This window comes from Polymorphospora sp. A560, from assembly GCF_045781765.1.
Taxonomy (GTDB): Bacteria; Actinomycetota; Actinomycetes; order Mycobacteriales; family Micromonosporaceae; genus Polymorphospora; species Polymorphospora lycopeni.
In genome coordinates this window covers 8,070,451-8,091,777 of record NZ_CP122282.1, presented here as the reverse complement: position 1 = coordinate 8,091,777, position 21,327 = coordinate 8,070,451, and the positions used below count along the sequence as shown (strand labels likewise).

The 21,327-nt window shown below is 71.9% G+C and carries 19 protein-coding genes; 8 read left to right on the top strand and 11 right to left on the bottom strand.

The annotated features are described in order from the left end of the window. Positions 1-804 (bottom strand): flagellar basal body protein FliL, encoded by an 804-nt coding sequence (locus QCD66_RS36450; protein WP_375732617.1) that lies wholly within the window; start codon positions 802-804, stop codon positions 1-3. Between the two features lie 240 nt (positions 805-1,044). Between QCD66_RS36450 and QCD66_RS36445 the strand changes: the two genes are divergently transcribed. Further along, positions 1,045-1,662, top strand: coding sequence for a prepilin peptidase (locus QCD66_RS36445; protein ID WP_375732618.1), 618 nt, complete (start codon positions 1,045-1,047; stop codon positions 1,660-1,662). A gap of 16 nt (positions 1,663-1,678) precedes the next feature. Here the strand turns inward: QCD66_RS36445 and QCD66_RS36440 are convergent, their stop codons facing one another. The 5 genes from QCD66_RS36440 to QCD66_RS36420 all read right to left on the bottom strand — a co-directional run bounded on the left by QCD66_RS36440 (position 1,679) and on the right by QCD66_RS36420 (position 8,646). After that, on the bottom strand, positions 1,679-4,915 hold the full coding sequence (locus tag QCD66_RS36440; protein ID WP_375732619.1) for a UvrD-helicase domain-containing protein: 3,237 nt from the start codon (positions 4,913-4,915) through the stop codon (positions 1,679-1,681). A gap of 226 nt (positions 4,916-5,141) precedes the next feature. Beyond that, entirely contained in the window at positions 5,142-6,422 is a 1,281-nt protein-coding gene (locus tag QCD66_RS36435) for a metallophosphoesterase (protein ID WP_364213324.1), read from the bottom strand. 16 nt (positions 6,423-6,438) lie between these two features. Then, positions 6,439-6,693 carry a MoaD/ThiS family protein gene (locus QCD66_RS36430; RefSeq protein WP_375732620.1) on the bottom strand — a complete coding sequence of 85 codons (255 nt, stop codon included), beginning with the start codon at positions 6,691-6,693 and terminating at the stop codon, positions 6,439-6,441. 2 nt (positions 6,694-6,695) lie between these two features. Next, positions 6,696-7,712: a GTP 3',8-cyclase MoaA gene (gene moaA, locus QCD66_RS36425; protein ID WP_375732621.1), complete on the bottom strand. Its 1,017-nt coding sequence runs from the start codon at positions 7,710-7,712 to the stop codon at positions 6,696-6,698. Between the two features lie 43 nt (positions 7,713-7,755). Then, positions 7,756-8,646 carry a fructosamine kinase family protein gene (locus tag QCD66_RS36420; protein WP_375732622.1) on the bottom strand — a complete coding sequence of 297 codons (891 nt, stop codon included), beginning with the start codon at positions 8,644-8,646 and terminating at the stop codon, positions 7,756-7,758. Positions 8,647-8,802: 156 nt separating this feature from the next. Here QCD66_RS36420 and QCD66_RS36415 point away from each other — a divergent pair, with 156 nt between their 5' ends. Together QCD66_RS36415 and QCD66_RS36410 are read left to right on the top strand one after the other, a co-directional pair. After that, entirely contained in the window at positions 8,803-9,315 is a 513-nt protein-coding gene (locus QCD66_RS36415; RefSeq protein ID WP_375732623.1) for a GNAT family N-acetyltransferase, read from the top strand. Between the two features lie 101 nt (positions 9,316-9,416). Beyond that, positions 9,417-10,553, top strand: a complete 1,137-nt coding sequence (locus QCD66_RS36410) for a DUF4192 domain-containing protein (RefSeq protein WP_375732624.1) — start codon at positions 9,417-9,419, stop codon at positions 10,551-10,553. A gap of 33 nt (positions 10,554-10,586) precedes the next feature. Here QCD66_RS36410 and QCD66_RS36405 read toward each other — a convergent pair whose 3' ends face one another. Then, a complete protein-coding gene (locus tag QCD66_RS36405) occupies positions 10,587-11,441 on the bottom strand; it encodes a hypothetical protein (RefSeq protein WP_375732625.1) in 855 nt (284 codons plus the stop codon). Between the two features lie 140 nt (positions 11,442-11,581). On the opposite strand from QCD66_RS36405, the gene QCD66_RS36400 reads away from it, so the two are divergent. Continuing rightward, entirely contained in the window at positions 11,582-12,898 is a 1,317-nt protein-coding gene (locus QCD66_RS36400) for an ISL3 family transposase (RefSeq protein ID WP_407566963.1), read from the top strand. On the opposite strand, the gene QCD66_RS36395 is transcribed toward QCD66_RS36400, so the two are convergent. Together QCD66_RS36395 and fdhD are read right to left on the bottom strand one after the other, a co-directional pair. Continuing rightward, entirely contained in the window at positions 12,842-14,005 is a 1,164-nt protein-coding gene (locus QCD66_RS36395; protein ID WP_407566962.1) for a hypothetical protein, read from the bottom strand. The two genes, QCD66_RS36400 and QCD66_RS36395, sit on opposite strands and share 57 nt — an antisense overlap. Before the next feature lie 115 nt (positions 14,006-14,120). Then, a complete protein-coding gene (gene fdhD, locus QCD66_RS36390) occupies positions 14,121-14,966 on the bottom strand; it encodes a formate dehydrogenase accessory sulfurtransferase FdhD (protein ID WP_375734298.1) in 846 nt (281 codons plus the stop codon). 232 nt (positions 14,967-15,198) lie between these two features. Here fdhD and QCD66_RS36385 point away from each other — a divergent pair, with 232 nt between their 5' ends. Next, positions 15,199-16,053 (top strand): molybdenum cofactor guanylyltransferase, encoded by an 855-nt coding sequence (locus QCD66_RS36385; RefSeq protein WP_407567277.1) that lies wholly within the window; start codon positions 15,199-15,201, stop codon positions 16,051-16,053. Continuing rightward, positions 16,050-16,289: a DUF6457 domain-containing protein gene (locus QCD66_RS36380; RefSeq protein WP_407566961.1), complete on the top strand. Its 240-nt coding sequence runs from the start codon at positions 16,050-16,052 to the stop codon at positions 16,287-16,289. The genes QCD66_RS36385 and QCD66_RS36380 overlap by 4 nt, the downstream gene beginning before the upstream one ends. On the opposite strand, the gene QCD66_RS36375 is transcribed toward QCD66_RS36380, so the two are convergent. Next, positions 16,249-18,534 carry an FdhF/YdeP family oxidoreductase gene (locus QCD66_RS36375; protein ID WP_375734296.1) on the bottom strand — a complete coding sequence of 762 codons (2,286 nt, stop codon included), beginning with the start codon at positions 18,532-18,534 and terminating at the stop codon, positions 16,249-16,251. The two genes, QCD66_RS36380 and QCD66_RS36375, sit on opposite strands and share 41 nt — an antisense overlap. A 48-nt stretch (positions 18,535-18,582) precedes the next feature. Then, a complete protein-coding gene (locus QCD66_RS36370; protein ID WP_375734295.1) occupies positions 18,583-19,155 on the bottom strand; it encodes a PadR family transcriptional regulator in 573 nt (190 codons plus the stop codon). A gap of 83 nt (positions 19,156-19,238) precedes the next feature. Between QCD66_RS36370 and QCD66_RS36365 the strand changes: the two genes are divergently transcribed. Both QCD66_RS36365 and QCD66_RS36360 read left to right on the top strand, forming a co-directional pair. Further along, on the top strand, positions 19,239-20,165 hold the full coding sequence (locus QCD66_RS36365) for a PHB depolymerase family esterase (protein ID WP_364213363.1): 927 nt from the start codon (positions 19,239-19,241) through the stop codon (positions 20,163-20,165). A 113-nt stretch (positions 20,166-20,278) separates the two neighbouring features. After that, positions 20,279-21,325, top strand: a complete 1,047-nt coding sequence (locus QCD66_RS36360) for a T3SS (YopN, CesT) and YbjN peptide-binding chaperone 1 (protein WP_364213365.1) — start codon at positions 20,279-20,281, stop codon at positions 21,323-21,325. The last annotated feature ends 2 nt before the right edge of the window (positions 21,326-21,327 follow it).

The following is a 21,327-nucleotide window of genomic DNA, read 5'->3' as shown; positions in this document are numbered from 1 at the left end:
TCAGCGCTTCTGGAGGCACAACACGAAGTCGAGTTCGTCCAGCTCGCTGTCGAAGTAGTACCAGTCCGAGTACTTGCCGACCCCGACCTCACGGCCGCACTTGGCCTTCGCGTCCGCCGACCCGTTCGTCTTGCCGTTGATCCGGCTCAGCACGGTGTAGGTGCCCTCGCCACACTCGACGATGACCAGACTCGGCTTCTCGTTCGTGCCCTCGTTCTTGACGCACTGACCGTTCTGGACCTGGTCCAGCGGGTTGTCCGAGCCGGGCGCGGCGCTCGACGGCGCCGGCTCCGGCTCGGCGCTCGGGCTCGTCGGGGCGCCGGTCGGATCCGCGCCCGAACCGCCCTCCGGCTGGGTCGTGGCGCCGGTTCCGACGACGTCGGGCTTCTTCTCGTCACCACCGAGGAGCGTCCACGCGGCCACCCCGCCGCCCCCGAGGACCAGGACCGCGAGCACCGCGACCAGGGCGATCAGCGGGCCCTTGCTCTTGCGTGCCGGCGGGACGGGAGCGGCCTGCGTCCAGACCGGCTGCGGCTGCCCCTGCGGACCGAACTGCGGCGGTGGCGGGTAGGGCTGCTGGTCGAAACGCTGGGTACCGCCGACCGGCTGGGTCGGTTCGCGGTAGTCGTGATAGCCGGGATCGCCGGCCGGGGACCCGGTCGCGACGGGCGGGGTGGACACCTGCGCGTCCGGCCCACCCCACGGGTCGGACGGCTGCCCGTACCGCGGCTCGTCGGGCTGGCCGGCCGGCCACTGCGGTGGCTGACCGGGGTTGGGCCCGCCGGGCGGTCCGTAGTTGGACATGAACGTTCCTCCTGGCACGAGAGGTCGAGACGGGCCACCCGTACGGGACGGCGGTGTACGACGCCACCGTAGCGTGACCCCTCGATACCCCCACCTCCCCTAAGTGCGCCAAAGCCGCGGTGTCCGCCCGGTTCGCCCGAAGTGCCGTGGCCGCTCGACCCGGGATGTCGGCAACCTGACGGCCCTTGATCGCGTACGTCACACCCCCGGGCGAGCGGTGCCCCGGTCTAGCCTCCGGCGGTGCTGCTCACCCTCGTGGTCACCGGAGCCGGCGCCGCGCTCGGCGCCCGCCTCCCACCCCTGATCCGCCGCTACTCGACCGCACCGCCGCCGGCACGGTCGGTGACCGCAGGCGTCACGGCGGTCGCGTTCGGACTGCTCGCCGCGAGCCTCGGTGCCGATCCCGTCCTGCCGGCGCTCCTCGGCATCGCCGCCGTCGGCGTGGTCCTCGCCTTCGTCGACCTGGCCTGCCTGCGGCTGCCGGACCCCCTGGTGCTCACCATGCTGGGGGTAGCCGTCGGCGGGCTGACCGGCGCGGCCTTCCTGACCGGCACCGGCACCGGGCTCGTACGCGCCGCCGGGGCCGGCGCCGCCTGCCTCGCCGGCTACGTCGTACTCGCCCTGCTGCCGGGCTCCCGGCTCGGCTTCGGCGACGTCAAGCTCGGCGGCGTGCTCGGCCTGCCGCTGGGCTGGCTCGGCTGGGACACCGTCCTGTCCGGTGTGGTCCTGCCGTATCTGCTCGGCGGGCCGGTCGCCCTGGCGCTGCTGCTCACCGGCCGGATCGCCCGGGACACCCCGCTGCCGTTCGGGCCGGCCCTGCTCACCGGCGCCCTCCTGGCCGTCGCCCTGACGGCGTGAGCCACCCGGGCCGTCGTCAGAGCAACCGGAGCTGGCGGTCCTTCGGCCGGCGCGGTTCGGTGTCGCCGAGCCGTTCGAAGAGGCCCGAGTCGATCGCGTCGAGGAACGGCGTCGGCCGGCACTCCCGCTCCCCGCCGTGCCGCATCCGCCGAGCGGTATGGCTGACGTAGAGGCGGTTCTGCGCGCGGGTCAGACCGACGAAGAAGAGCCGGCGCTCCTCGGCCACCTCGTCGTCCGACGGCGTGGTGCCCGGCCAGCGCATCGGCAGCAACCCGTCCTCGCAGCCGACCATGAACACGACCGGGAACTCCAGTCCCTTCGCCGCGTGCAGGGTGAGCAGGGTGACCGCCTCGGCCCTCGGGTCGAGGGCGTCGACCTCGGCACCGGTCGTGACCTGGGCCAGGAACTCCGGCAGGTCGTCGCCGCAGCGTTGGGCGAGCGGGGTCAGCAACTCGACCGCCGACCAGACGTCCTCGGGACTGGCCGTACCGGATCCGTCGAGCGTCGGCGCGGTGAACCGTTGTGCGAGCACCTGGCCGGCCAGCCGTACCCGGGCGGCCAGCGATCCGCCGAGCCCGTTCTCGTGCCGCAGCTCGCGGATGATCGCGGCGACGCCGGCCCGGTCGCGGAGCCGGTCGTGGGACCGCTTCTGCACCGGTATGCCGGCCCGGGAGAGCGCGTCGACGACGGGGGCGGCCTGCGCGTCGGTGCGGTAGAGAACCGCGATGTCGGAGAACGACACGTTGGACACCCGGCCGTCGATCCGGCCGGAGTCCAGCGACCGGTGGGACACCCCGCCGACCAGCTCGTCGACGGTGCGTACGACGAAGTTGGCCTCGTCGACCACACCGGCCGCCGCGTAGCGGCCGACCAGCGGTGCCTCCGGATCGAGGCGGGCCGGATCGAGGCGCCGGCCGCGGACCAGCGACGACGGGGCGATGGCCTGGACCGCCGCGGCCAGGATCGGCGCCGACGAGCGGTAGTTGCGGTTGAGGCGGACCAGCCGGGCCTCCCGGAAGTCCTCCGAGAAGCGCAGGAAGTAGCCGACGTCCGCACCCCGGAACGAGTAGATCGCCTGGTCGGGGTCGCCGATCGCGCACAGGTTGCCGTCCGGTGGGCTGAGCAGGCGCAACAGCTCGTACTGGTCGGCGTCGACGTCCTGGTACTCGTCCACGAAGATCCACCGCCACCGGTCGCGGTAACGCTCGACCAGTTCGGCGTCGTCGCGCAGCAGGGCCAGCGGCAGGGTGACCAGCTCGTCGAGGTCGACCAGATCCTGGGCCCGCAACAGGTCGGTGTAGGCGGCCTCGTCGTCGCCGGCCTCGGCCCTGGCCTGGGCCCGGTCGGTGTCGTCGGCGATCCGGAAGTCGGGCGGCAGCCCCGCGGCCTTGGCGTTCTCCCGCAGCAGCGCCAGGCCGAGCGAGTGGAACGTGGCGACGGTGACGTCCTCGGCGACCGGGCCGAGCAGCCCGTCGAGGCGGGCCCGGAGTTCCTCGGCGGCCCGTCGGGTGAAGGTGATCGCCAGGCAGTGCTCCGGGTAGACGTTCAGCTCGGCGCAGAGGTAGGCGATGCGGTGGGTCAGCGTACGCGTCTTGCCGGTTCCGGGACCGGCGACGATGAGCAGCGGCCCGCCCGGTGCCGACGCGGCCACCCGCTGCATCGCGTCGAGCCGGTCGAGCAGCCCGGTGCCGACCTCCTCCATGCCGGCCAGCATCGGCTCGAACGGCTCGTGCGGTGACGGCGGTGGCGGGAGCGGCGGCGCGGCGGCCGGCTCGGGCTTGGCCTTGGCGGTCTTCGCGGTCTTCGCGGTCTTCGCGGCGTTCGCGGCCTTCGCGGCGTTCGCCTGGGCGGTCGCCGCCCGCCGCCGGGCCGCCGCCTCCGCCGGTGGCCGCTGCTGCGGCACCGGTACGTCGAACAGCGTCTGCGCCTGACCGGCCCGGTCCAGCTCACCGGGCTCGAAGAGCCGAATGACGCCGTACTCGCCGTCGAAGCCGGGGGTACGACGTACCTCGCCTCGCCGCAGCCGGCCGATCGCCTCGGCGAGCAGTTCACCGCCGGTCTGCCCGATGTCGTCGACGGGGACGGTGGTCAGGATGTCGAGTTCGGAGCCGAGCGCGGCGACGAGGGTGTTGAGTTGGCCTTCGACGGTCTTCGACTTCGGGCCGACCCCGTTGATCTCGCCGACGATCTCGGGCAGCGCGACCAGGTGGGTGACCTGGCGGGCGTGGGCGGGCACGTGCCCCTCCGGCCGGTCGGCCAGCTCCTCGACCCGGCTGAGCACGCCGACGGTCAGCGGCTTGCCACACTGCGGGCAGCGGCCCTCGGCCGCCCGGGTCTGCTCGGGTTGCCAGTTGACACCGCAGTTGCGGTGCCCGTCGGCGTGGTATTTGCCCTCTTCGGGAAAGAACTCGATCGTGCCGTGCAGCCCGTCGCCGGTGCGCATCGCCTCACGTACGGCGTAGTAGTCGAGGTCGGTCGCGAACACCGTCGCCTCGCGGGCCAGTGCCGGCGGCGAGTGGGCGTCGGAGTTGGACACCAGTTGGTACCGGTCCAGGCTGGACACCCGCCAGTTCATCGCCGGGTCGGACGACAGACCGGTCTCGACGGCGAAGATGTGGTCGGCCAGGTCGGCGTAGCAGTCGGCGATCGCGTCGAAGCCGGACTTGGAGCCCAGCGCCGAGAACCACGGGGTCCAGATGTGGGCGGGGACGAGAAAGCCGTCCGGGCTGGCCTCGAGCGTGATCTCCAGCAGGTCGCGCGAGTCGAGGCCGAGGATGGGCCGCCCGTCGGAGGCGATGTTGCCGATCCGGGCGAGCGCGGTGTTGAACCGGGCCACGGCGTCGAGATCGGGCAGGTAGATGAGGTGGTGCACCTTGCGGGTGCGGTCGTCGCGCTTGTAGATCGTGGAGATCTCGACGCTGAGCATGTAGCGCACCGGGTTGGCCTCGGCGACGCTGGCCAGCCGGGCCGGGAGCTTACGGGCGATCTCGCGCTCGGCGTCGCGGCTGAGCCGGTAGAGCCCGGGCTCGGCCGGCTGGAGGCTTTCCCGGAGGTGTTCGTACCAGGCGGGGTGGGTGAAGTCGCCGGTGCCGAGCAGGCTGACACCCTTGCGCCGGGCCCACCAGGCCAGGTTCGACATGTTGAGGTCGCGGCTGCAGGCCCGCGAGTATTTGGAGTGGATGTGCAGGTCCGCCACGAACGGCCCGGTGGCCGTGGGGGAGCCGCCGGGGGGTGCAGCGCTGAACGGAAGCACGCCGCATCAAATCACGCGCGCGTCGGGCAGCGGTGGGCGCCACGCGCGACCGTGACATGCACTATCCCGTCAGGTTACCCGTCAGTGCGGTAGATCAAGGACAAATCACCCGACAAAAGAGGCATAGGGGGCACGATGTTTCCTTGATCGCCGCGCTGGCCGGGCGGTGTGGTGCCGGGCGGTGCGGTGGCCGGGCGCCGCACCGGCCGGGTGGGCGGTTCGGGGATCAAGGACTGCGTAGCTCGATCAGGCTGATCTGGGGCGGGGCGCCGACCCGTACCGGTGGTCCCCAGAAGCCCGCGCCGTTGGTGACGTAGACCTCGGTGCCGTCGACGTTGCCCCGGCCGGAGACCACCGGCTGCTCCAGACCCACCAGCAGGTTGAACGGCACGATCTGGCCGCCGTGGGTGTGCCCGGACAGTTGCAGGTCGACCCCGTACTTCGCCGCCTCCTGTGCCAGCACCGGCTGGTGGGCCAGCAGTACGACGGGACGGTCCGGGTCCCGGTCGCCGAGCGCCCGGTCGAAGTCGGGGCCGCCGGTGGCGCCCGTACCCTCGCCCGCCGGGTCGTTGACGCCGGCCACGTCGAGCACCCCGCGCGGCGTGACGATCTCCCGGCGCTCGTTCTCCAGCACCTGCAGACCCAACCGGTCGACCTCGGTGACCCACTCCTCCGCACCGGCGTAGTACTCGTGGTTGCCGGTCACGAAGAAACTGCCGTGGCGGGCCCGCAGATCCGCCAGCGGGGCCGCCGCCGGCCCCAGCTCCGCGACCGGCCCGTCGACCAGGTCGCCGACCACGGCCACCAGGTCGGCGTCGAGCCCGTTGATCAGATCCACGATCCGCTGGGTGTGCGCCCGGCCGAGCAGCGGCCCGATGTGGATGTCGGAGACGGTGGCGATCCGTAACCCGTCCAGGGCCCGGGGGAGCCGGGCGAGCGGGATGCTCACCCGGTCGATACGTGGCGGGCCGAGCGCGGTCGACACGCCGTACCCGGTGAGGCCGGTGGCGGTGAGGCCGGCGAAGATCGCGGCGCCGCGGGCGAGGAGCAGCCGGCGGGCGGGATCGTGGCCCGGCTCGGCCGCGGGCGGAGCGGGCGGTGCGGTGGGGGCCGGCGGTTCGGCCGGGCCGCCGCCCACCAGGGCCGGTTCGGTGACCAGGGACTCGGTGGCCGGTTCGGTGTCGGACGGTCCGGTCGGCGCGGCAGCCGGTCGGCGGCGCAGCGTCAGCCGGGCGACGAGCATCGGAATCTCGAGCACCAACATCACGACGAGCAGATAGAACATGACGGCGAGCCACAGGTAGCCCGGCCAGACCAGCCACGTCAGGCCGGACCGCGACGTGACCAGGGTGACCGGTACGAGCACGGCCAGGGCGAGCGCGGCCACGCTGCCGACCTGCCGCCACCGTCCCCGGCGGGTGGTGTCGCGGACCAGCCGTTTCCACAGATAGAGGTGGATCAGGCCGGTGACGACCGCGATCGTCCCCGCGAAGCCGATGACGGCCATGGAATCCAAGCCCTCCTCAGCCGCCGGCGAACGGCGGCAGGACGTCGACGGTCACGCCCGCCGGAAGTGGTGCTAGACGATCATGCCAGGCGGTTCCGTCGACCAGAAAACTCGCGATCCCCAGTACGTGGGCCAGCCGTTCCCCGTGCGCGGCCGCGAGTAGGTCGACGAGTTCGTCCAGCGACCGTACCGCCGCGAGGGTCTCCTCGGCGGTGCCCGCCGCGGCCCGTGCGGCGGCGAAGTAGCGCACGGTGAGCTGCGATTCCGCCACCCTCAGCCGCCGATCGCCGACATCGGGCGGGCCGGTTGCAGGAACGTCGGGTCGTCGATGCCGTGGCCGGCCTTCTTGCCCCACATCGCGGCCCGCCACCGGTCGGCGAGTTCGGCGTCGCCGGCACCGGCGCGCAGCGCCGCGCGCAGGTCCGTCTCCTCGACGGCGAAGAGGCAGGCGCGTACCTGCCCGTCGGCGGTCAGCCGGGTGCGGTCGCAGTCGCCGCAGAACGGCCGGGTCACCGTGCCGATCACGCCGACGCGGGCGGAGTGGCCGTCGACCAGCCAGGTCTCGGCCGGTGCGCCGCCCCGTTCGGTCGGGTCGGGGCGCAGGGTGAACCCGGTCCGCAGATCGGCCAGGATCTCGTCGGCGGTCACCATCTCCGCCCGGTTCCAGCCGTGCTGCGCGTCGAGCGGCATCTGCTCGATGAACCGCAGTTCGTAACCGTTGGCGAGGGCGAACCGCAGCAGGTCGACGGCCTCGCCGTCGTTGATCCCCCGCATCAGCACGGCGTTGACCTTCACCGGTGTCAGGCCGGCGGCCGCCGCGGCGGCCAGCCCGGCGAGTACGTCGGGCAGCCGGTCCCGGCGGGTCAGCTCGGCGAAACGGGCCCGGTCGAGGGTGTCCAGCGACACGTTCACCCGGTCGAGTCCGGCGTCCCGCAGCGGTCCGGCGAGCCGGGCCAACCCGATCCCGTTGGTGGTCAGCGACAGCCTCGGACGAGGGCTGAGCCCGGCCACGGCCGCCACGATGCCGACCAGGTTGGGGCGGATCAGCGGTTCGCCGCCGGTGAACCGGACCTCGGTGACGCCCAGCCGCTCCACCGCGACCCGGACCAGCCGGATCACCTCGGCGTCGCCGAGCATCTCGTCGCGCGGCAGCCAGGCCAGCCCTTCGGCCGGCATGCAGTAGGTGCAGCGCAGGTTGCACCGGTCGGTCAGCGAGACCCGCAGGTCGGTCGCCGTCCGACCGAAGCGGTCGGCGAGCCCGGCCCGCTCGGGCTGCCCGACGGTCGTCATCGTCCGACGGTAGCGCGTCGCCGGTGCCCGCCGTACCCGGTGCTCAGGCACGCAGGGCCGCCTCGGCGGCGGCCCGGACCGCACCGGCGTAGGCGGCGCCGAACAGCGCGGTGTGCACCAGCAACAAGTGCAACTGGTGTACGGGCACCCGCTCCCGCCAGCCGTCGGCCAGCGGCCACACCTCGCCGTACCCGTCGATGATCTCCGCGAGGTGCGGTGCGCCACCGAAGAGCGCGAGCTGGGCCAGGTCGGTTTCGCGGTGCCCGCCGTGCGCCGCCGGGTCGACCAGCCAGGCCCGCCCGTCCGCGGCCCACAGCACGTTGCCCGGCCACAGGTCGCCGTGCAGGCGGGCGGGCGGCTCCGTGCCGCCGTACCCGTCGATCCCGGCGACCAGCCGCTCCACCAGGGCGACCTCGGTCGCGGAGAGCGCGCCGTTGTCGACCGACCGCCGCAGGTAGGGCAGCAGCCGACGCTCGGCGAACCACGCCGACCACGGCCCGGCCGACGGCGTGTTGTCCTGCGGCAGCGCGCCGATGAAGCCCGGCCACTCGGCGCCGAAGGCGGGCGCCCCGGCCCGGTGCAGCGCCGCCAGTTCCCGGCCGAACCGGGCGGCGGCGCGGGCGGTGGCCGGTCCGGGCTCGACCCACTCGAGCGCCAGCAGGTCCGGCAGGGCCACGACCACCTCCGGTACGGGCACCGCGTCCGCCGCCCGCAGCCAGGCCAGCCCGGCCGCCTCGGCGGCGAAGAACCCCTCCGGTACGGGTGTGGCCGACCCCGGCGGCCAGGTCTTGGTGAACAGCGAGCTGCCGTCGTCGAGGGTGAGGCGGGACGCCGCGCAGATGTCCCCGCCACCCACCGGCGTCTCGCGAATCCGCTGGTGGGTGAGGAAGGTCGGCAGGTGCTGCGGGTGCGCCCGGAGGTAGGCCAGGTCCATCCGGGCAACCTAACCGTTGCCCAGCCAAATCTGTGCTCCCCAGGTGGTATCGCGGCGGCCGATTCGGGGGTAGAGATGAGGTATGAGCGAGCGTAGTGAAGGAATCGGCAAGCTCAGATCGAATCATGGCGGCCGCGAGCGAAGTGAGCAGGCGTTATGAACGAGGTCGCGATCCGCCCGTACCGGCCCGCCGACCACGGAGCCGGCCGGAGTCTCTGCGCCGAACTGGCCACCCACCATGGTGTGCTCTACGCCGATCCGGGGCACGGCGGCGCCGACCCGGGTGCGGCGTTCGAGGAATATCTGACCAGGCTCGACCTGTCCGGCGTGTGGGTCGCCGAACACCCGGTCGACGGCGTGGTCGGCCTGGTCGGTCTGATCATGGACGGGTCGTCGGGGCAGGTCGAACCGGTGGTGGTGGCCCGGACCCATCGCAGCCGGGGAATCGGTCGCGCGCTGCTCCGCCGGGTCGCCGACGAGGCCCGCCGCCGGGGTCTGGACAAGCTGACGGTACGCCCGCAGGCCCGCAACGAGCAGGCTCTGCGCTGCCTGCACGCGGCCGGCTACGACGTGCTGTCCGCCGTCGAGCTGACCCTCGACCTGCAGCCGGGTGGTGGCGGTGGCGACCGCGACGACGTCGCACTTCACGGAGTGCGGTTTCGGTCCTGAGCAGCGACAATACTCTGCGTGACTGTGGATGACCGGCGTGTCGTCCACAGGCGCGGGGCAGGGCATTCCGATCAACGGGCGGCCGGGCCAGGCTGCTCGGCATGACCCTGACCGATCCCCCGCCCCCGCCCGACCAGCCGCCGTCCACCGGACCCGGCGCCCGGTCGGGGCCGCCGCCGGCGCCGAAGCTCTCCGTGCGCTCGCCCGCCGACCTCCTCGCCGCCGTGCCCTACCTGATCGGGTTCCACCCGGCCGACAGCGTCGTGGTGGTGGCACTTCGCGGCTCGAAGATCGTCTTCGCGGCTCGGGGCGACCTGCCCACGCCCGGCGCGTCCGCCCCGGCCCGGGACGCCACCGCCCGGCATCTCGCCCTGGTCGTCGCCAGGCAGCGGGCCGACAGCGCGATGATCGTCGGCTACGGTGCCGCGACCCGGGTCACCCCGACCGTCGAACTGGTCGGGACGGCGCTGCGTGAAGCCCGGCTGCGTGTGCTGGAGGCGCTGCGGGTGACCGAGGGCCGCTACTGGTCGTACCTGTGCGACGCCGTCGACTGCTGTCCCGCCGAGGGCACCGCATACGACCCGGCGGCAACCGAGGTGGCGGCCGCCGCCACCTTCGCCGGCCAGGTCGCGCTCCCCGATCGGGCGGCGCTGGCCAACCAGGTCGCCCCGGTCGTCGGGCCGGCCCGCGAGGCGATGCGGCAGGCCACCCGCCGCGCCGACAACCGGCTCCGCGAACTGGTCGACGGGGCGGCTCCGCCGACGACGGCCGACCGGGTGGTGCGCATCGCGGGCGAGGCCGCCGTACGGGCCGCGATGACCCGGCACCGGGAGCAGGGGCGGCTCACCGACGACGAGTTGGCCTGGCTGACCGTGCTGTTGCCGCACCTGCCGGTCCGGGACCACGCCTGGGAACGCATCGGCGACGACGACTGGCAGGTGACGATGTGGACGGACGTGGTGCGACGGGTGGAGCCCGGACTCGCCGCCGCCCCCGCGAGCCTGCTCGCGTTCGCCGCCTGGCGGGCCGGCAACGGCGCGCTGGCGAGCGTCGCGATCGACCGGGCGTTGCACGCCGAACCCGGCTACTCCATGGCGCTGTTGATCGACGAGGCGCTGCAACTGGGAACCCCGCCCTCGATGCTCGCCGAGTGGCCACAGGCCGGTGGCCGCATGCCCCCTCGGCGTTCTGCCGGACCCGCACGCCGCCGGACCCGCCGTCGCCGGATCGGCACCTGACCGCCGTGGGCCCGCCCTTCATGGGCGGCCCGTTCAACTGTTGTAACTGCGTAGCAGCGTTGCCATGTATGCCGGGGCCAGCGTTCGGACGAATGTCTCGGGCGTGGCTGTCGTTAGAGCCTGGACAGCCAGGTCGACACCGGGAGAGCGCCTACGGCCGAATAGTTCGCGCAGGTGTTCGACGCCATCGCGTACGCTCGCGCCGGCCATGTCATCGTTGGCCAGTGTCCGTAGCCTGGCTCCGACATGGTCGGCAGGATCTGACTGCATCAGACGGATCACGTCGCTGGCGTCCTTTGGCTTGACTCGGTCCAGTCGCCTGGCATCTACGGCGGTCAGTCGTTCATGCAGCTTGTGCGCCTTTGCCACCAGCAATGCTGCGGTTCCTGCTACTGGGACGAGCAGTGCGCGTCGATCGATCTGCGGGTCCAAGCTGGTGATCAGTACGTTGCTGTGGTCGGCGGCGGCAGCCTCCAGGCCAGGGGTCCGACGGGCCGCATTCTTGCCGTGTGTTGGCAGTTCCGCCGAGCGTCGGCCCCGGCCCGCGAGCCTCTCGGGTACGAGTAGATCGACTGGAACGTCAACGGTACGGCCACCTATGGCGGTCGAGGCGATCCAGATGCCCGGCTCGGTAGTCAGTCGGAACCCTGCTGACCGCATCGCTTCCTCGATCTTGGGTTCCTGGCCGAGCATCCGAGGGTCGAGGGTGAGGTCGGCGTCCGTTGTGAATGGCGCGATGCTGATGTCGAGTTCAGCGTCGCCGGTGCGCACGTATATCGCCTGAGCGCCGGCCAGGATGACAGCCTTTCGGTGTTCGGCCAGGGCTTCGAAAGCGTCCAGTAGTACACGGCGCGCAGCTATGTACAGGGGGTCCGTAGAGGTGCTCACGGGAGGCGACCTTAGTCATCGAGGCTCTTCGAACTTGGGCGGGGTTCGTGGCTGAGCCGACCCGAGCGTGAGGGGCTCGCAGCTCATCGGTGATCATCTGAGTGTCTAGTTCGGATGGTCACAAGTGAAGAGCTGCGAGCATGGTCAACGATACGACCCGGCTGCTGGGCCTGGACGGCCTGGTCGTCGAGCGGGTCGAGCTGGATGTCACCGGTGTTCCGGTGGTGGACCTGTCCACCGGTTGTGAGCAGGCACGATGCTGCCCGCAGTGCGGGCAGCGGGCAGTGCGGGTGAAGCAGTGGACCACGACCCGGCCGCGGGACCTGCCGGTAGGTGGCCGGGCGGTACGGCTGCGCTGGCGCAAACGTCGCTGGTACTGCTCGACGTCAGGCTGTCCGCGTAAGTCGTTCACCGAGCAGGTGGCACAGGTCCCGGCCCGTGTCCGGCTGACCAGCCGGCTGCGGCAGGCGGCCGGGGCGGCGGTCGCCGATGCGGGTCGCACGATCGTGCAGGCCGCCCGGGACCACGGGATCTCCTGGCCGGTCGTGGCTGCCGCGTTCACTGCCCACGCGAAGCGGGTGTTGCCGGCCGAGCCGGAGCCGGTCGCGGTGCTGGGTATCGATGAAGTTCGCCGCGGCAAGCCGCGCTGGATCTGGGACACTCCCGCTGGTTCGTGGACCGTGACTGCGGACCGCTGGCACGTCGGCTTCTGCGATCTGTCTGGCGGTCAGGGACTACTCGCGCAGGTCGAAGGCCGCACTACGGCGGCGGTGACCGGCTGGCTGACCGCTCGCCCGCCGGCTTGGCGTGAGCGGGTCCAGGCGGTGGCGATCGACATGTGCACCGTGTTCAAGTCCGCGATCCGGCAGGTGTTGCCGCACGCGGTGCTGGTCGTCGATCACTTTCACGTCGTGCAGCTGGCCAACCGGGCGGTCACCGAGGTCCGCCGCCGCATGACCCTGATCCAGCGGGGGCGCCGCGGTCGCGGCAGCGACCCGGAATGGCGGATGCGGAACCGGCTGACCCGCTCGGCCGCCCGTATGCCCGGCAAGCACGTCGACCGCCTCGTCGACACCCTCGATGCCCTCCCGGCGGCGATCGGTGCTCCGATCCTGGCCGCGTGGAACGCGAAAGAGGACCTGCTCGACCTGCTCGCGACCGCCCGCACCCAGCCGAACAGGGAACACGTCCACCGGCTGCTGTACCGCTTCTACGCCCGCTGCGCCGCCTCTGACCTGCCCGAACTCCACCGGCTCGCCACCACGATCGAGACCTGGTGGCCACAAATACTGGCGTTCCTGACCACCGGCATCACCAATGCCGGCTCGGAAGGAACCAATCGGGTTATCAAGACCGTCGCCCGCGATGCCTACGGCTTCCGCAACCCCGAGAACCAGCGCCTACGGACCCGCACCGCCACCACCCGCCGACACCGCGGACACCTCAACCCCGCTTAATTTCGAAGAGCCGTCATCGAAGCCAGGAAAATCTCGGCGCCGCCAGTCGCTTTCGTTTGTGCGCATCCACTCCAAAACTGCCCGTCCTTCTTCCGGAAGTCGGCCGTTGCCGCCGAGGCAGTCCAGCACCAACTGGCTCAATCCGACGTGTATGCGTCCGGTCACCGGCCGCGTTCGTTCGACCTGCATAGGATCCTCTGGCCGCAGGAGCACTACGTCGGCTCCTCGGTCTGCTGGAAGTAGACGGCCAAGCCGAGAAACGGCAGAGGTGTCTTCCACATAGAGGACCAACTGCGTCGGCGCGACGACCGGCGCGATGGCCGATGCCGCGAATGAGCCGGTCACAACCGCTCTTGGAGCCGCATCGCCAAGCTGGCGGTACAGGTTGGCCGCACCCACTGGTGAGATAAAGAGTTTGCCTGGATTATTGCGCAAAAGATCGTACGGGCTCGCTGCGGCCACGAGTAGCGCCGGCCAGTCGACGTCTTCGACGACCCCCCTTCGATCACGCTCGAGGAGCGCTTGTTCGTCCAATGTGTTGAGCAGACTGGAGACGTAGCCCCGGTTTAAATCCCCGGCCCGTGCGAGGTCGGTCAACCGGTAGGGCGGAGCGAAATCGACAAGTAACCGCACCAGCCTTCGCGCCTTCGCGCCGGACAACCGGACCGGCGGACGCAGCCTCGGGTCGGGATTGCGGTCACCTCCTTGCAGTCGCAGATAGACGGCCGGTCGCTCGACCCGGAAGTTGACGTTGCCGGTCAGATCGAGATAGGAGCAGCCTTGCCGCTCAAGCAGTTCCCGTGACCGAGCGCTCAACCACGGCGCGACGAGCAGGAGGGTGACGGGTTGTTGCGCCGTCAGTCGACCCGGTTCTGTCCCCTGGGCATGCAGGCGCCCGGCATCCCGTGGTTCCAGAGAGTTCTTCGCGACGACGAAGATGAGGCTTTCGCTACCGTCGGTGGTTCGCACCCTCCACAGCCTGTCAACGGCTACGTCAGCACCCGGTTGACCGTCCGTCACGTCGCTGAGCTCGAGGTATTCCGGCAGAAGCGTCACCAGTTGTTGCCACGCCTGGCTCAGCAGGCGCTTACTATCCGTCAAACTCACTGCTCTAGTTTGCCATGCTGGCGAGTTTGCGGCTATCGCAAACTCGCCTATATAGCAAACACGGGATCGCCGGTCGGTGTTCTGCAGCCAGAAGGGCCGGGCTTCAGGCGAGTGCTCACGTGGTGATCCGGTCCGGCCGGGTGTAGACGTTCATCGTGGTGCCGCGCAGGAAGCCGACCAGTGTCATGCCGGCCTCGGCGGCCAGGTCGACGGCGAGCGTGCTCGGCGCGGACACCGCCGCCAGCAGCGGAATCCCGGCCATCCACGCCTTCTGGGTCAGCTCGAAACTGGCCCGCCCGGAAACCAGCAGCAGATGGTCCCGCAGCGGCAGGCGCTGCTCCCGGAGCGCCCAGCCCACCACCTTGTCGACCGCGTTGTGGCGGCCGACGTCCTCGCGCAGCACGACGAGGTCCCCGTCCCTGGTGAACAGGCCGGCGGCGTGCAGTCCGCCGGTGCGTTCGAACGCCCGCTGCGCCGCCCGCAACCGGTCGGGCAGCACGGTCAGCAGCTCCGCCGGCACCGTCAGCGGATCGGTGTCGACGGCGAACCGCGACCGGGTACGGATCGCGTCGATGCTCGCCTTGCCACACACCCCGCACGAGCTGGTCGTGTAGAAGTTGCGGGACGGGTCGGTCTGCGGCTCCGGCAGCCCGTCGGCGAGCACCACGTCGACGACGTTGTAGGTGTTCGGGGTGTCGGTGCCGGCGCACAGTTGGGCGGTCACCACGTCGTCGGTGGCGCCGATCAGGCCCTCGGTGAGCAGGAAACCCATCGCCAGGTCGAGGTCGTCGCCCGGCGTACGCATCGTCACGGCGAGCGGCCGCCGCGGGTCGGGACCGGCCCGGCCGACCCGGATCTCCAGTGGCTCCTCGGCGCTGAGCGTGTCCGGCCGGCGCCGGGCGGCGGGTTGCGCCGCAGTGTCGATCCGCAGCACCGTACGCCGATCCGTCGCCCGTCCCATCCCGCCATCTTGCCTCGCCGGACGGCGTGCCGGCCCCGCCCCGTCCATGGCGTCTCGATCGTCTGCGGCTCAGACCGTCGACACGCCGGCCACGGAACGCCTCACCCGCAGACGATCACGCAGCCCGGAAACACCGCCGCGTACCTCCGATCGTAAGGACGTACGGAGCGGCTACCGTGGGGCGGTGGACCAGTACGCGGCGGTGCTGCTCGCCGGTGGGGCTGCCCGCCGGATGGCCGGGGTCGACAAGCCGGCCGTACCGGTCGGCGGCCGGCCGATGCGGGACCGCGTCCTCGCCGCCATCGCCGACGCGCACCCACGGATCGTCGTCGGTCCCCCGGACGGTCTGCCGGCCGACGTGCTGACCGCCCGGGAGGACCCACCGGGCTCCGGACCGGTCGCCGCGCTGGCCGCCGGCCTCGCCCGGCTGACCATGGCGGCGTCCGTCCGGCCCGGCAGAGACATCTCCGACCGTTTCACCGGGGACACCGCCGACCTGTCCACGGCCGACCCGTCCGTCACGGTCACCCCGACCCCGACCGCCCTGCCCGGCTTGCACCCGTTGCCGGTCGCGCCGATCGCCCACCCGGCCGTGGCCGTTGCCCGGCCCGAGGCGGTCGTCGCCCCGTCCGCGCCACACCTCACCCACACCGCGCTCCGGCCGGAACTGGTCGCGGTGCTCGCCGCCGACCTGCCGTTCCTCACCGCGGAGGCGGTGGCGTCGCTGCGTCGGCACTGCACCCGCGACGGGGCGCTCTTCGTCGACGGGAACGGCCGCCGGCAACTGCTGTGCGGTGTGTGGCGGATCGACTCTCTGCTGGCCGCGACGGCCCGGCTCGCCGAGGCCCGGGGCGGGACGCTGGTCGGCGCGTCGATGCGCGCGCTGCTCGACGGGCTCGACGTCGCCGAGGTGACGTGGGGGACCGACTCCGGCAGCCCGGGCCGGCCCGACCCGACCGGTCCGGAGGGGAACGGCCCGACCGGTCGGGAGGAGCACGGCCCGACCCGGACCGGGAACGCCCCGCCGCCATGGTTCGACTGCGACACTGTCGACGACGTACGGCGGGCGGAGGAGTGGACGCGATGACGGCACTGGACGACTGGGTCACGACCGCCTGCGCCGAACTGGGACTCGATCCGACCGAGGTCGACGTACCGGTGGTGCTGGACCTGGCCCGCGACGTCGCACACCACGTGATCCGGCCCGGTGCCCCGGTGACCGCCTACCTGCTCGGGCTGGCGGTCGGTCGCGGTGCCGACCCGGCCCAGGCGGCGGCCCGCCTCAGCGCGCTTGCGCTGGAGCAGGCTCCAGCCGAACGATGATCTGCTTCGAGGTCGGTGTGTTCGAGCCGACCGCCGTCGAGTCGAGCGGCACCAGCACGTTCGCCTCGGGGAAGTAGGTCGCGGCACAGCCGCGCGCCGACGGGTAGGAGACCACCCGGAACGCCGGTGCCCGCCGTTCGACCCCGTCGGACCACTCCGACACGATGTCGACGAGTTCGCCGTCGGTGAACCCCAGTGCGGCCAGGTCGTCGGGGTTGACGAACACCACCCGCCGGCCGGCCTTGACGCCCCGGTAGCGGTCGTCCATGCCGTAGATGGTGGTGTTGTACTGGTCGTGGCTGCGCATCGTCTGGAGCAGCAGCCGTCCTTCCGGCACCCGGATCACCGACAGTTCGTTGACGGTGAAGTGGGCCCGGCCGGACGGAGTGTCGAAGGCCAGCCGGTCGCGGGGCGGGTGCGGCAGCGTGAAGCCGCCGGGTCGCGACACCCGGGCCTCGAAGTTCTCGAAGCCGGGTACGACGGCGGCGATGATCTCGCGGATCGCCCGGTAGTCGGCCTCGTACGTCTCCCACGGGATGGTGGAGTCCGGCATGAGTGCCCGGGCCAGCCGGGCCACGATCGAGATCTCCGACAGCAGCGAGTCGGAGGCCGGGGCGAGCCGGCCCCGGGACGAGTGCACCGCCGACATCGAGTCCTCGACGGTGACGAACTGCTCGCCGGACGCCTGCACGTCCCGTTCGGTCCGGCCGAGGCAGGGCAGGATCAGCGACGTCTCTCCGGGTACGACGTGCGAGCGGTTGAGCTTCGTCGACACGTGGACGGTCAGCGGGGTGGACCGCAGGGCGGCCAGCGTCACGTCGGTGTCCGGGGTGGCGGCGGCGAAGTTGCCGCCCAGGGCGACGAAGACCTTCGCCCGGCCGTCGCGCATCGCCCGGATCGCCTCGACGGTGTCGTACCCGTGCCTGGTCGGCATGTCGACCGACAGCAACTCGCCGAGCCGGCCGGCCCACGACGGCGTCTCGTGCCAGATACCCATGGTCCGGTCGCCCTGGACGTTGGAGTGGCCGCGGACCGGGCAGAGGCCGGCGCCGGGCTTGCCGAGCATGCCGCGCAGGAGTTGCACGTTGACGATCTCGCGGATGGCGCCGACCGAGTCGCGGCGCTGGGTGAGCCCCATGGCCCAGCAGACGATCGTGGCTTCGGAGTCGGCGAACATCCGGGCCGCGGTCTCGATCTCGGCCCGGGTCAGGCCGGTCGAGGCGATCACGTCGTCCCAGTCGAGTTTGCGCAGCGCGTCGACGTAGTCGTCATGGCCGGTGGTGTGGGCCGCGACGAAGGCCGGGTCGACGGCGTCCCACTCGACCAGCAGGGCCCCGATCGCCTGGAAGAGGGCGAGGTCGCCGCCGACGCGGATCTGCAGGAACTCGTCGGCGAGCACGGTGCCCGGCCCGACGATGCCGTCCGGCCGCTGCGGGTTGCGGAAGCGGCGGAGGCCGGCCTCGGGCAGCGGGTTGACGGCGATGATCTTCGTGCCGTTGGTCCGCTTGGCGTGTTCGAGGGCGGAGAGCATCCGGGGGTGGTTGGTGCCGGGGTTCTGCCCGACGACGACGATCAGTTTGGCCCGGTGGATGTCGTCGAGGGTGACCGAGCCCTTGCCGATGCCGATGGTGCCGGTCAGGGCCACGCCGGACGACTCGTGGCACATGTTGGAGCAGTCCGGCATGTTGTTGGTGCCGTGGGCGCGGGCGAGCAACTGGTAGAGGAAGGCGGCCTCGTTCGACGTACGGCCGGAGGTGTAGAACAGTGCCTCGTCCGGCGCGGCGGCCCGCAGGTGGGAGGCGGTGAGTTCGAACGCCTCGTCCCAAGCGATCGGCGTGTAGTGGTCGGCGCCGGGGCGGCGGACCATCGGTGTGGTGAGCCGGCCCTGCTGGCCGAGCCAGTGGTCGGACTTCCCGGCGAGTTCGGAGATCGGGTGGGCGGCGAAGAAGTCGGGGCCGATCCGGCGCAGCGTCGCCTCCTCGGCGACGGCCTTGGCGCCGTTCTCGCAGAACTCGGCATGGGACCGTTTGGCGGGTGCCGGCTCGGGCCAGGCGCAGCCGGGGCAGTCGAACCCGTCGGCCTGGTTGATCTTGAGCAGGGTCAGCGCGGTGCGCCGTACGCCCATCTGGGCGAGCCCGTCGGCGAGCGCGTGGGTGACGCCGGGGAGCCCGGCGGCCGACCGCTTCGGTGGGCTGATCCGCAGGTCACGGTCGCCGGCGTCGTCGCGCGGCGGCTTCTTCGCCATGCCTGAACCATCTCACAGCCTGCCGGTCGGGGTCGATGGCCGATCGGCCTACGGCTTGGCGTTTCGGCTGGCCAGCTCGGCGAGCCGGTCGGCAAGCCATCGGCACCACTGGATGCGAGACGGGTAGCGCAGCAGGGCGAACTCCAGGGTGGCGTACGCGCCGAACTCCGGATGGGTGGGATCGCCGGCGCCGCGGGCGGCGAGTTCGGCGTGCTGCCCGGTGAAGTCGGCCAGCTGGCGCTCGTACGTTTCCGCCTCGGCGAGGTACATCTCCCGCATCGCGGTCGGGTCGGCCATGGCCAGCGCGTATGTCCGGAGCACGGTCTCGTCGCGTGGCGGGCGTACGACCGCGGGCCGCACCAGCCACTCGGCGAGCGCCTCCCGGCCGGCGGTGGTGAGCCGGTGGGTCTTGCGCTGCCGTGGCCCGGGTCCGCTGTCCGCCTCGTGCTCGATGAGGCCGGCGGCCGACAGGCGGGCCAGTTCGGGATAGATCTGGCTCTGCTGTGCGGTCCAGTAGTAGCCGATCGGTCGCCGCATCCGCCGCACGATGTCGTAGCCGGTGAGTGGCCCGCGGTGGAGCACGCACAGCAGCGCGTAGCCGAGCGTGCTGACGGTGGCCAAACCGTTACCTCCTGGCGACGACGTAACTATGTCTGGGTTGACATAGTGCCATGTCAGAAGTGACATAGAGGAGGAGGGGCGCCATGCGACGGATCACGCGGCTCATCGCGTACGTGTTGGTGCTCGCGGCCGGCGCGGCCGGCTGCGGCGGTCCGGACCCCGGACCCGCCGCCCCGACGGGGGCCGCCGCGCCGGCCACCACCGCGCCGGCGACCCGATCGGATACGCCCACCGCTCCACCGCCGTCACCGGCTCCCGGCGACCACACCCTGCACCTGCCCTGGGAGGGCCGGACCCGGGACACCCTCCTGCACGCCCCACCCGGCTACCGGCCCGGCACCCCCACCCCGCTCGTCGTGGTGCTGCACGGCCGGCCCAGCAACGCCACCGCCGTACGGGAGACGAGCCGGCTGGACGCCACCGCCGACCGCCACGGGTTCCTGGTCGCCTATCCCAACGCCCCGCAGCGGGCCTGGAACGGCATCGGCTGCTGCACCGACGCCGACGACGTCGGATTCCTCCGCCACCTGGTCGGCGAACTCGTCGCCACCTGGGGCGTCGACCCGGCCCGGGTCTACGCCACCGGCTTCTCCGCCGGGGCCAACATGGCCTGGAAGCTGGCGGTGGAGGGCAGCGACGTCTTCGCCGCCGTGGCGCCGGTCAGCGGCGGCTTCACCGGCGGTCGGGCGTACGACGACAGCGGCTACAAGCCACCCCGGCCGGTTTCCGTGATCACCTTCGTCGGCACGTCGGACCGGTCCCACGCCAGCATGATCGAGGGCATCGGCCGGTGGCGGGACAACCTCGCCTGCCGGCCGGGCCGCCCGGCCTTCGTCGACCCCGGCCGCGGCGTCGGGCGGACCACCGCGAAGTGCGCCGACGGCAGTGAGATCGTCGACTACGTCGTCACCGACATGGGGCACGCCTGGCCCGGATCACCCGCCTACCCGCCGGTCGCCGTCGACGCCAACGAGGTGATCTGGGACTTCTTCGTCCGGCACCGCCGCTGAGCCTTCGTCAGGGCCGATCCACCGGCCGAAACGGGGCATGTCGACGGCCGCTCGCGCTGGGTAGGGTATGCACGACGGACGGACGCGATCATGGGCGAGCGGAGTGAGATGTCATGACGGAGCACATCCTGCTCGACGATCCGAGCACTTCCGACCTGCGGGCGAAGGTGACGCAGGCGTGGCAGGACTTCGCCCAGGCGCTCGCCGACTCGTTGCGTACCCTGCCGGCCGGTGCGCAGGTCGACCTCACCCTCGATCCGACCGCGTCCGGCACCGGCGACGCCGTCTACTCGGTCAGCATCCGCATCGACGAGCAGGACCGGCTCGGTGCGCTCGCGGTCGGCAACGCCGCCCTGCCCGCCGGCTACCGGATGGACCGGACGGCCGTCGCCGACCTGGTCGCGCTCGGCTGGTCGCCGCCCGGAGTGGTCGAGGGATCCGGCGACTCGTTCGGCATCCAGGCCACCCGCGCCGAGGCCGGCAGCCTGGCCGTCACCGTCTCCCGCACCCTGCGTGACGTCTACCACGCCCCGCATCCCGCCTTCCTCGTCTACCTGGTGCACGACGCCGACGACGAGCCGATCCCGGCCGACCCGCTGGGCACCGCCCGGCACGAACTGCGCCCCGAGGACCACGGCTTCGATCTCGACAACGCGCTCGCCGGCGCGCCCAGCACGGTTCCGGCCAGCGAGGAGCAGCTCGACCTCGCCGAGCGGGTCCGTACCGTCGTCGCCACCCTGCTCAAGACCCCGCCAGAGGAGCTGCAGGTCGACGCGGACGGCGACATCGGCATCCGCGCCGGTTCGGCGATGGTCTTCGTACGCGTACGCGACAACCCGCCGCTCGTCGACGTCTTCTCGCCGGTGCTGACGGAGGTCGAGCCGACCGAGCAGCTCTACGTCAAGCTGTCCGAGCTGACCAACCGGATGCCGATCGGTCGCCTCTACTGCGTCAACGACACGGTCTGGGCGTCGATCCCGGTCTTCGGCCGCAACTTCCAGGCCACCCACCTGATGCTCGCGGTGCAGGTGATGATGGGGCTGGCCGACGAACTGGACGACCGGCTGCACGGCGAGTTCGGCGGCAAGCGGTTCTTCGGCGACGCCGACAAACCGGCCCAGCGTGACACCGGCGGCCACCGTACCGGGATGTATCTCTGACC

Coding starts and splice junctions, on each gene's coding strand:
- QCD66_RS36365 (WP_364213363.1), top strand. CDS start 19,239: ATGCGACGGATCACGCGGCTCATCGCGTACGTGTTGGTGCTCGCGGCC.
- QCD66_RS36450 (WP_375732617.1), bottom strand. CDS start 804: ATGTCCAACTACGGACCGCCCGGCGGGCCCAACCCCGGTCAGCCACCG.
- QCD66_RS36410 (WP_375732624.1), top strand. CDS start 9,417: ATGACCCTGACCGATCCCCCGCCCCCGCCCGACCAGCCGCCGTCCACC.
- fdhD (WP_375734298.1), bottom strand. CDS start 14,966: ATGGGACGGGCGACGGATCGGCGTACGGTGCTGCGGATCGACACTGCG.
- QCD66_RS36385 (WP_407567277.1), top strand. CDS start 15,199: ATGGCCGGGGTCGACAAGCCGGCCGTACCGGTCGGCGGCCGGCCGATG.
- QCD66_RS36380 (WP_407566961.1), top strand. CDS start 16,050: ATGACGGCACTGGACGACTGGGTCACGACCGCCTGCGCCGAACTGGGA.
- QCD66_RS36420 (WP_375732622.1), bottom strand. CDS start 8,646: ATGGACCTGGCCTACCTCCGGGCGCACCCGCAGCACCTGCCGACCTTC.
- QCD66_RS36415 (WP_375732623.1), top strand. CDS start 8,803: ATGAACGAGGTCGCGATCCGCCCGTACCGGCCCGCCGACCACGGAGCC.
- QCD66_RS36400 (WP_407566963.1), top strand. CDS start 11,582: ATGGTCAACGATACGACCCGGCTGCTGGGCCTGGACGGCCTGGTCGTC.
- QCD66_RS36375 (WP_375734296.1), bottom strand. CDS start 18,534: ATGGCGAAGAAGCCGCCGCGCGACGACGCCGGCGACCGTGACCTGCGG.
- QCD66_RS36435 (WP_364213324.1), bottom strand. CDS start 6,422: ATGGCCGTCATCGGCTTCGCGGGGACGATCGCGGTCGTCACCGGCCTG.
- moaA (WP_375732621.1), bottom strand. CDS start 7,712: ATGACGACCGTCGGGCAGCCCGAGCGGGCCGGGCTCGCCGACCGCTTC.
- QCD66_RS36360 (WP_364213365.1), top strand. CDS start 20,279: ATGACGGAGCACATCCTGCTCGACGATCCGAGCACTTCCGACCTGCGG.